This window comes from Moritella sp. PE36 (genome assembly GCF_000170855.1).
Classification (GTDB): domain Bacteria; phylum Pseudomonadota; class Gammaproteobacteria; order Enterobacterales; family Moritellaceae; genus Moritella.
Window position 1 is genome coordinate 1 of sequence record NZ_ABCQ01000112.1, and the last position, 2,337, is coordinate 2,337.

Consider the following 2,337-nt stretch of genomic DNA (forward strand, 5'->3'; position numbering starts at 1 on the left):
AACCGCTATAAAGATCAGTTATCACAAGTAACGGGTCGTGGGGTGTCGGTTATCGGAGTGATATGCAACTATGCTGTGCAACTTTGGCATGGTTAGAAGAAGAGTTAGTGCTAGCCGGGTATGAATATAGTAGCGCTAATGGTCCAAATAAGGTCGATAAATCGGAGAGCGTCATAAATTGTGTTGTTGATCATTTTCAGCATTTAAATGTATCGACTCATAAAGTGCTCACGAAACAGTATGAAATTATTAATACTAATAGTATCCGCCTCAGAAAATATGAATTAAGTCGTAAGCTTGTGGCGTGTTTTATAGAGGAGACTAGAACACCGGTGCTAGGTTGTATATCAACTTGGGTTATGGATAACCTGCAGCCTAATATTCGAGCCGATAGTTTATTCAAAAAATGGCTACATGGTTATCACATTCGTGAGACGCCCCTCATTCTACACCAATTATTTTCTGAATATGACTGGCAAACCGTCAGCGATATATATCTACATAAAGTATTACAGTTAAACAGTATGAAAAAAAGGAAAGGGCGCTGTGTAAGTTAATAATAAGGATATTATGGAAATGAAAATTTTGCATGTGATAGAAAGTGGTGGTTTTTATGGTGCTGAAAGAGTATTAATTGAATTGATGATAGGAATAAAGGAACTCGGTCATGAAACTGCTTTGCTTAGTTTTGGCTATAAGGGACAAGAAGAAAAAGAGTTTGAAATTATTTGTCGTCAACATGGTATCGCTGTAAATTCTATTCGAGTGAATAAAGTGGAATCTTTTTGTATTATTCGTTACATAAAAGATTTTGTAGATAAACATAATTTTGATGTTGTGCATTCTCACGGTTATAAATTCAACATACTGTTTGGCTTAATGTCGAAAAAAAATAGTTTTAAATGTTTTTGTTCAACAGTACATGGTTATGTCTCTGCACCTAAATTTAGTAAAATGGCATTGTATCAATATCTAGATAAGTACTCGTTAAAGCGATTAAATAGAATTTTTCTTGTTAGTCAGCACATGACCAATATACCAAGTCTCCAAGGATTAGAAGCCAGTCAATACAGAGTTATTGAGAATGGTATCGGTGGTTACATGCCAACTTGTGAAATTGAAGAGCGCTTAGTCACTTTTCTTCATGATAAAACGACACGATTAATGGCCGTTGGCCGTCTTGCTGTTGAAAAAAATTTTGATACGCTTATCGATGCATTACCTAAGTTGATTGAACGTGATCTGAATACTGCACTTGTTATATTTGGTGCGGGAAGTGAAGAATATCGATTACGTGAAAAAGTTAGGTTATTGGGCTTAAATGAACATGTTCTATTGTTTGGTTTTGTAGAGTCACTATCGAGTTATTTTAACCTATTTGATGTTTTTGTAATGCCTTCTATTACAGAGGGTACTCCTATCGCCCTACTTGAGGCGATGCAAGCAAAAATTCCTTGTGTTGTTACTAACGTGGGAGGTATGCCTCATATGCTCGCGCATGGCGATGGAGGCTGGATCGTGCCGCCTAAAGATCCATTAGCATTACAAATTGCAATTTCAAAAAGTCTTGTCCAAAATCAAAGCCAGATTAAAACTACCTTTGCTTATGAGCGTGTCATGCATGAATTCAATTATCTTCATATGAGTCGACGATATATAAGTGAATACAAAAGTGTGCTTACGGCAATGTCCCTCGCAACGTAATTGATCTTACCTGCACTGAAATGGTTATCATTATGGGGTTCCTCATAATCTTCGAATTCTTCATACCCAATTGTTAATGGTTATATTGTCGAAGGACATGTTCCTGTCATTGATATCTAGCCCAACATAAACGAGTGCAAGGCATTGCAACACCTGGAATGCAGTACGTATTTAATGAAATTAACACCAGGTAGATTGTTTGTTGTACATAAAGCTGTGTTTTGACACGTATCCTTTTTGTTTTGTACGTTTTCATCATCAATGATAGAAAGTACTTGCTTGGAACGACTAAATCTCTATAATTCGACCTCACTGACACGGCAATAGCCGCTAAGTAAAGGTGTTTAAGCGTTTCGAAAGTAACTTTTTAAATCTCCTGAAATAAAGTGTAAATATATGCTTTACTTCGAATCTGGTTTGCGTATAATACGCAGCCTGACTACGACGAAAGACGTCAAGGTCAATGTTCTTTAACAATTTATTCAAGCAATCTGTGTGAGCACTTGCAGAGATATAATGACCAAATATTATATCAATGTAATTGTGAACATTAAATTAAATCGAAAGATTTGGTTTTATAAACAATGGAACTTCGGTTTTATTGTTGAAGTACAGAATTCATTGAGCCGACTT

The 2,337-nt window shown here is 36.0% G+C and carries 2 protein-coding genes; both read left to right on the top strand.

The window, feature by feature from the left end:
• The first annotated feature begins 83 nt into the window (after positions 1-83).
• A complete protein-coding gene (locus PE36_RS23405) occupies positions 84-557 on the top strand; it encodes a hypothetical protein (protein ID WP_006034601.1) in 474 nt (157 codons plus the stop codon).
• 13 nt (positions 558-570) lie between these two features.
• Complete coding sequence (locus tag PE36_RS23410) at positions 571-1,704, top strand: glycosyltransferase (protein WP_006034602.1); 1,134 nt, start codon at positions 571-573, stop codon at positions 1,702-1,704.
• The last annotated feature ends 633 nt before the right edge of the window (positions 1,705-2,337 follow it).

Excerpts from the sequence above, each read along its gene's own strand:
- PE36_RS23410 (WP_006034602.1), top strand. The coding sequence starts at position 571 with ATGGAAATGAAAATTTTGCATGTGATAGAAAGTGGTGGTTTTTATGGT.